Here is a 6,839-nt window from a genome sequence, read left to right on the forward strand (position 1 = left end):
TGTTGCTTGAGAAAAAGTACAAAAAACTCCAGTCGATTTTAACTGAAATGGAGACAATCGTCATTGCCTTTTCTGGTGGTGTGGACAGCACGTTCCTTTTAAAAGCTGCACTTGATACACTGGGGCCGGAAAAGGTCCTTGCGGTGATTGCTGACAGTGAGACTTATCCATTCGAGGAGCTTGAGGAGGCGCAAAGGCTGGCCAGGTTGCTAGGTGCCCGCCATGAAGTAATCCATACTTCGGAGCTGGCAATTCCGGGTTATGCCGAAAACACCCCGAACAGATGTTATTTTTGCAAAAAAAGCCTCTTTGAGCATATCCTGCCGATTATGAAGGAGCAAAACTATAAAAATATTGCATTCGGCCTAATTGCCGACGATATGGGAGACCACAGGCCAGGCATTAAGGCTGCGAGGGAATACAATGTCCGCGGGCCGCTGCAGGAAGCCGACTTATATAAGGAAGAAATCCGCGAACTTTCCCAGGAATTCGGGCTCCCGACTTGGAATAAGCCTTCGTTTGCCTGCTTGTCCTCCAGGATTGCTTACGGGGAACAGATAACAATCGAGAAACTGACGAGAATTGACCAATCGGAACAGGCAATCCGAAAGCTTGGTATCCGACAGGTAAGGGTTCGTACCCATGGGGAGATTGCAAGGATTGAAGTAGAATTGCAGGACATGCCTGTTCTGTTGGAACATCATGGCCATATTACTGCAAAGCTTAGGGAACTTGGATATATGTATGTGACCCTGGATTTAGCTGGTTATAAAAGCGGCAGCATGAATAAGGTCCTGGCCAAGTCTGAAAAATAGGTTGGCGGACATACCAACAAGCCTTCTAATAAAAAGGCATCTACATATTGGGGAACTGGCAGGTGACGGTATGGAAAGTTTCGAAGATTTGGGTTTTAGTAAAGTAGATATCGACAGGGAGAACCGGACAGGTTTCCCGGAAGTAATTTTTGGTGAGGGGAAAACGTCAGCCCAAATCCAGGCAATCCTGGACAGGCTGATCCAAAACCATGGGAAAGGTATGGTGACAAGGCTGTCGCAGGAAAAGGCGAATGACTTGCTGCCACTATTTCCTGAAGCAACGTATGATCCTGTCTCAAAAATCATGCTCTATGGGTCGACTTCCCGTCGATTTGAAGGAGAACTAATGATCCTGTGCGCCGGAACATCGGATTTGCCTGTTGCGGAAGAAGCTGCACTTACGGCTGAATGGATGGGGTGTAGCGTTACTCGCCTCTATGATGTCGGCGTTGCGGGGCTCGACAGGCTCCTTGCCTATCGTGAACAAATCACCGGGGCGAGCGTGTTAATTGTTGTCGCCGGCATGGAGGGTGCCTTGCCGAGCGTAGTTGGAGGACTGGTAAGCCGACCGGTCATTGCCGTACCTACTTCGATTGGATACGGTGCCCATCTGCAGGGGCTGACACCGCTTTTGGGCATGTTGACCTCATGTGCATCGGGGATGAGTGTTGTCAACATCGACAATGGTTTCGGGGCTGCCTACCAGGCCGCTCTAATTTTAAAGCTTGCTTCCGACACTAAGGGGGTGAGGGAATGAAGATCCTATATTTGGATTGCGGCTATGGCATTTCCGGTGACATGACATTGTCCGCCCTGATTGACCTGGGGGCGGATGTGGACTATATAGTTGCCCACCTGAAAAAACTCCCTATTGATGAGTTTGAAATGAATGTCAGGCAGGTGAACAAAAACGGCATTTCTGCTAAACTGCTAGATCTCCGGTTTGCACATGGGAATGAAGTGGGCCATGGGCATAATAAAGAACATGGAAATGAACACGATTCTGAACACGGGCTGGACCATCATGGACATAAACACAGCCACAATCATGAGCATGAACACAGCCACAATCATGAACATGAACACAGCCACAATCATGAATATGGACACAGCCATAATCATGAACATAAACACAGCCACAGCCATGAACATGAACAAAACCATAAACATGAACACAACCACAATCATGAACATGAACTTTTGCACGATCATGGGCATGGGCATTCGCATGACCACAACCACGCCCATTCGCACCATCACGATGAAGCAAGTTCACACGGGCATTTCCACCGGAAGGCTTCGTCTATTCTTGAGATGATTCAGGAAAGCACCCTGCCACAGCGGGTTAAGGACAGAAGCACCGCGGTTTTCCAAGTGATTGCCGAAGCAGAGGGGAAAATCCATGGGATGAGTCCGGAGGATGTACATTTTCATGAGGTCGGAGCAATGGACTCAATCATTGACATCATTGGCGTCTGCTTGGCGCTCGAGAGCCTTGGCATAGATAAAGTCATTGCGGCTCCGGTTCCAACCGGGTATGGAAAAATCATGATTGCCCACGGTCTCTACCCCGTTCCGGCACCGGCGACATCAGAGATTTTGACGGATATCCCGCTATCTGATTTCCAGGCTAAAGGAGAGCTGACAACACCGACAGGGGCCGGATTCCTGAAGGCTCTTGCCAGCGAATTTGGCCACCTTCCAGGACTTCCAGTGAGAAAAATTGGCTATGGGGCAGGGAAAAAGAATTTTGCTCACCCCAATGTCCTACGGGCTTTCCTTTTTGATGCGGAAACTAGCACCCAAAGGGAAACGATCGTTGTCCTCGAATGCCAGGTCGATGATATGACAGGGGAAATGCTTGGGTTTACGATGGATAGGCTATTGGCGAATGGGGCTTTGGATGTGTTTTTTACGCCTGTGACGATGAAAAAGAGCCGGCCAGGTGTCTTGCTTACAGTTTTAGCCAAACCCTTAGATTCCGAAAAAATAGAGGGGCTTCTCCTCCGGGAAACCAGTACATTCGGTGTGCGAAAGAAAGAATGGATGAGAAGCATTTTGCAGCGCCGTTTCCAGACTGTCGAAACTCCTTATGGAAGCCTAAAGGTTAAAATCGGCTTCTCGGGTAAGGAAATTTACAAAGCCGTCCCTGAATATGAGGAGGTTAGGAAAGTGGCAATTGCGTGTGGCATAGGATTTATGGAAGTGTATCGTGCCGCCCAGACAGCCGCATTTATGCAGGCTAACAAGATTGATAACTGAACTATAATGGGATTGGATCGAAAAAAACGACAATGGAGGATTAATTAAAGAGACAAAGGCCGGCAGCCAGTGGGTTTCACGAAAACTGCCGGCCTTTTCCATGACTATTGAATTAATTGGGACGGAGTGGATTGTTATCACTAATTTATTTCAATTTTATACTGCGAACCATATTGTCTGTGGAGCGTATTCCCTTGAGAAGCTTTCAGAGAACCTTCATCTTATCGGGAAAAAAATCGAAACTGCACTTATTATTGCCCAGCCATCTCTTATAAGATTAGGTTTTATCGATAAAGTAGAAAGCCAATTATCGGCTAAAGGAATCAAGACTTTTACAATAAATTCCGTTATGCCAGAGCCAACTGTCCAAAATATTGAGGATATCTATGAAGAAATAGCTGAACAGGAGTTTGATTTAATCATTGGGATTGGCGGTGGCAGTGCACTGGATGCCACAAAACTTCTCTCTGTTTTAAAAACAAACGATGCTTCAGTTCGTGGCCTTTTGAGTGGGACTCAAATTGAAAAAGAGGGGATTCCGACAATCCTAATCCCTTCTACTTCAGGAACGGGTTCAGAGGTCACCCCTAATTCCATCGTAACTGTGCCTGAAGAAGAGTTGAAAGTGGGGATCGTAAGTAAGTTTTTTCTTCCTAAGCTTGTTATACTTGATCCAATTTTAACCTTAAGCCTTCCGAAGAAGATTACTGCAGCAACAGGAATGGATGCATTTACCCATTCTCTTGAATCCTTTATCTCAAATAAGGCAAATCCACTGAGTGATATGTTTGCCCTTGAATCAATAAGGCTTATATCTTCAAGTATAGTAGAAGCTTATCATAATGGTTCATCTATAGAAGCGAGACAAAAAATGCTCTTGGGATCAATGTATGGCGGCATGGCATTAACCAGTGCGGGAACAGCTGCTGTGCACGCTTTGGCTTATCCACTGGGCGGAAAGTTTAATATTCCACATGGTGAGGCAAATTCAATGTTATTGCCACATGTTATGGAATTTAATATGGATGCGATTACCGACAAGCTAGTTGAAGTAAGTAAAGCTATGGGAATTTACAGTGTCCAGGAATCACGGGAAAAACTTGCCGAGAAAGTTGTAGAACAAATCATTGTATGGACAAATGTATTGAATATTCCTCAAGATTTAAATGCATATGGGATCAAGGAAGATGATATTTCCCAATTGGCCGAGTCTGCATCAAAGGTAACCCGGTTGTTAAACAATAATCCCAAGTCGTTAACTATTAGTGAAATAGAAGATATTTATCGGAAATTGCTTAGGTAAATTCGCCAGGGGTTCAAGCCTCTATCTTTAATGTTTCTCAGTTGATGGAGTTCTTTCCTGCATGCAAAAAAAGGCACAACACGGAGTTGTAAAAATATCTCCGGTTGCGCCTTTTGATTGTGCAAAACTTCAGATTCACTTGCTTTATGCTTAAGTGGTTATTTCCTCAATCTCCTGGAGTTCGTTCTCGAGGGCTTTTTTCATATCCCTGTATTTGTTTGAGATGCTGCCGGCAGAAGTTCCAAAAGTTTCAGCCAGTTGCTTTTGAGAAATTGAAACAGAAGCCTGACTCTGTGACAGAATCAAATAAATGAGCGCGGCTGTATAGATTTGAGGGTTCCGAATCGTAGGTTTTTCCTTATTACTGTATTGGGACCAAAGTGTTAGGCCAAGGTTAACCAACGTCTTTGAACCATCATGTTCTTCCATGTATTCCTGGTATGCTTCCGCAACTTCACGATGCTTTTGCGAAGGCCAATCCCAACCGTCCATAAGGGTGACAGATTCCGGAAACATAAAGCAATCAAGGGCGACAAGAAAGGAATCTTGCATGAAGGATTTTGGATTCCCATTTCCGGTGTCTTCATATAATGCGAGTATTTCTCTTTCAACTTCCTCCCCAAAGGCTGCAGGGATGTTGAAAAAGGTCCCAAAAAAGACTGCCGGCTCTGAAAGAAGGACAGTTGCAAGAATGAGGTCCCCTTGTTCCGGTACATAGTCCTGATCGAGTAATTTTACCTCGGAAGTTTCTTTTGTAAAAATATCTTCAACTGTTAGGGACTTGCCATTCTCCAAGCTGACTGCCCGGAAGACAGAAAGGTAACTGTTTTTCCAAGCCTCGGCCATCATTTTTACCTTTGGCCTAGTGATGGTTTTTGAATAAGAGTCTATGTATTCATCCATGACCGTTTTTCCATTTTTGGAAAGGGACGTGGCAAACCAGGTAAGGGCACAAAATTCAAACACCTCGACCGCTTCGTCCGGAACCGGGTGGTTATCGTAATGCTCCTGTAAATAATCTTCAATTTCGTTTTCATAGCGATCCCATGTATATCTAATCATATCGGCTTGGATCTCTTTCAATTCCCTGTCGAGCAGCTCGTCCAATTGCACAACCGCTCCCTTGGCGCAGCATTTCTTGTACTTCTTGCCACTCCCGCATGGGCACTTTTCATTTCGGCCTATCGTTGACACTACTTGCTCATCCTTTCACTTGCTTTGTAACTAATCTATCATATCATAAAGGAAATATAGGATGGGCAGTTCCCGGCTGGCAATCATTGGAGTATGTTTCTTAGTCTGGTGTTTTTTAAGTCTGCGGGTTTTTTATTTTAAAAAGAACAACGAGAATGTTAACGGATTATTCACATTCATTTGGTTGTTCCATAATGGGATTCTGTAAAATTGAGGTTAGAAAACGTGAAAGGAAGTGGAATTTTATGATACTGAAAGAACGAACGGAATCAGCGGATCTGCGTTGCATGCGCTATTTGAATGCGCGCATGGACCTGTCTGAAAGTGAAAAGTTTTATTTGTCGAATCTGGAAGCGGGGTTCGAGGGGGAGGTGGCGTTCGACAAGCTTTCGGCAAAACTTAAGGAAGAAAGGTATATTTTGAATGATTTGTTGCTCGAGGCGAACCGCTCTAATTTTCAAATCGATTCGACTATTATTTCCGAGGGGATCATTGACGCGATTGATGTGAAGTATTACAAGGGCGATTATGTATGGAAGGATGGCGAAATTTATACGAGGCAGACAGGCCATAAATGCAAGAATCCTTTCGAGCAGCTTAACAGAAGCAATAATCTTTTCAATCAATACCTCCGCGAGAACAAGATGAATTTCCTCGTTCGATCCACTCTGGTCTTCAGCCATCCTGAATTCACCTTATACAATGCTCCCGAAGACACATCTATTATTCTTCCGACCCAAGTAAACCGGTTCATGGCCGAATTGGATAGCCGGCCCTCCAAATTGCATGATGGCCATAAGAAACTGGCTAATATCCTTCTAACATCTAACAAAGATGGCAGCCGATACTCCAAATTGCCGGCGTTCACGTATGAAGGGATAAAGAAAGGGATATTTTGTGGAATTTGCCTTTCTAGAATGACTACTTTCAATAAGGAATTTTTGATTTGCGGTAATTGCGGCTGCCAGGAAAAGATTGAGACTGCGATTGTAAGGAGTACTAAAGAGTTTAGTTTGCTCTTTCCTGAACGAATAATGACTACCCGGAGCATTATGGACTGGTGCCAGGTTGACTTCAGCAGCCGTACTTATTTAAGGGCGCTGCAAAGGCACTTTAATGCAGTGGGGAAAACTAAGAATACTTACTATGTATAATAGGAAGGCGGGCACACCGATGGCGCTTAATATGATAGCCCTTTATTTATGACAAGCAAAGGGTAAAATCGAGTTGGGTTGTCAGAATAAGCCAGGATATGTGACAAGCAA

6 protein-coding genes are annotated in these 6,839 nt (G+C 44.7%); 5 read left to right on the forward strand and 1 reads right to left on the reverse strand.

Going from position 1 to position 6,839, the window contains the following annotated elements; genetic code table 11:
- Positions 1 to 2: 2 nt before the first annotated feature.
- From larE to AR337_RS18160, 4 genes are all read left to right on the forward strand, one after another.
- Positions 3 to 815: an ATP-dependent sacrificial sulfur transferase LarE gene (larE, locus tag AR337_RS18145; protein ID WP_059173694.1), complete on the forward strand. Its 813-nt coding sequence runs from the start codon at positions 3 to 5 to the stop codon at positions 813 to 815.
- Positions 816 to 885: 70 nt separating this feature from the next.
- On the forward strand, positions 886 to 1,572 hold the full coding sequence (gene larB / locus AR337_RS18150; RefSeq protein WP_059173448.1) for a nickel pincer cofactor biosynthesis protein LarB: 687 nt from the start codon (positions 886 to 888) through the stop codon (positions 1,570 to 1,572).
- Positions 1,569 to 3,077: a nickel pincer cofactor biosynthesis protein LarC gene (gene larC, locus AR337_RS18155; RefSeq protein WP_059173449.1), complete on the forward strand. Its 1,509-nt coding sequence runs from the start codon at positions 1,569 to 1,571 to the stop codon at positions 3,075 to 3,077. Before larB ends, larC begins: the two co-directional genes overlap by 4 nt.
- A gap of 136 nt (positions 3,078 to 3,213) precedes the next feature.
- Positions 3,214 to 4,380 carry an iron-containing alcohol dehydrogenase gene (locus tag AR337_RS18160; RefSeq protein ID WP_156424470.1) on the forward strand — a complete coding sequence of 389 codons (1,167 nt, stop codon included), beginning with the start codon at positions 3,214 to 3,216 and terminating at the stop codon, positions 4,378 to 4,380.
- A 150-nt stretch (positions 4,381 to 4,530) separates the two neighbouring features.
- Here the strand turns inward: AR337_RS18160 and AR337_RS18165 are convergent, their stop codons facing one another.
- Positions 4,531 to 5,574 carry an SEC-C domain-containing protein gene (locus AR337_RS18165; RefSeq protein WP_059173451.1) on the reverse strand — a complete coding sequence of 348 codons (1,044 nt, stop codon included), beginning with the start codon at positions 5,572 to 5,574 and terminating at the stop codon, positions 4,531 to 4,533.
- Between the two features lie 245 nt (positions 5,575 to 5,819).
- Between AR337_RS18165 and AR337_RS18170 the strand changes: the two genes are divergently transcribed.
- Positions 5,820 to 6,728, forward strand: coding sequence for a nuclease-related domain-containing protein (locus AR337_RS18170; RefSeq protein WP_059173452.1), 909 nt, complete (start codon positions 5,820 to 5,822; stop codon positions 6,726 to 6,728).
- Positions 6,729 to 6,839: the final 111 nt, after the last annotated feature.

It is taken from the genome of Bacillus sp. FJAT-27445 (assembly GCF_001510665.1).
Taxonomy (GTDB): domain Bacteria; phylum Bacillota; class Bacilli; order Bacillales; family Cytobacillaceae; genus Bacillus_D.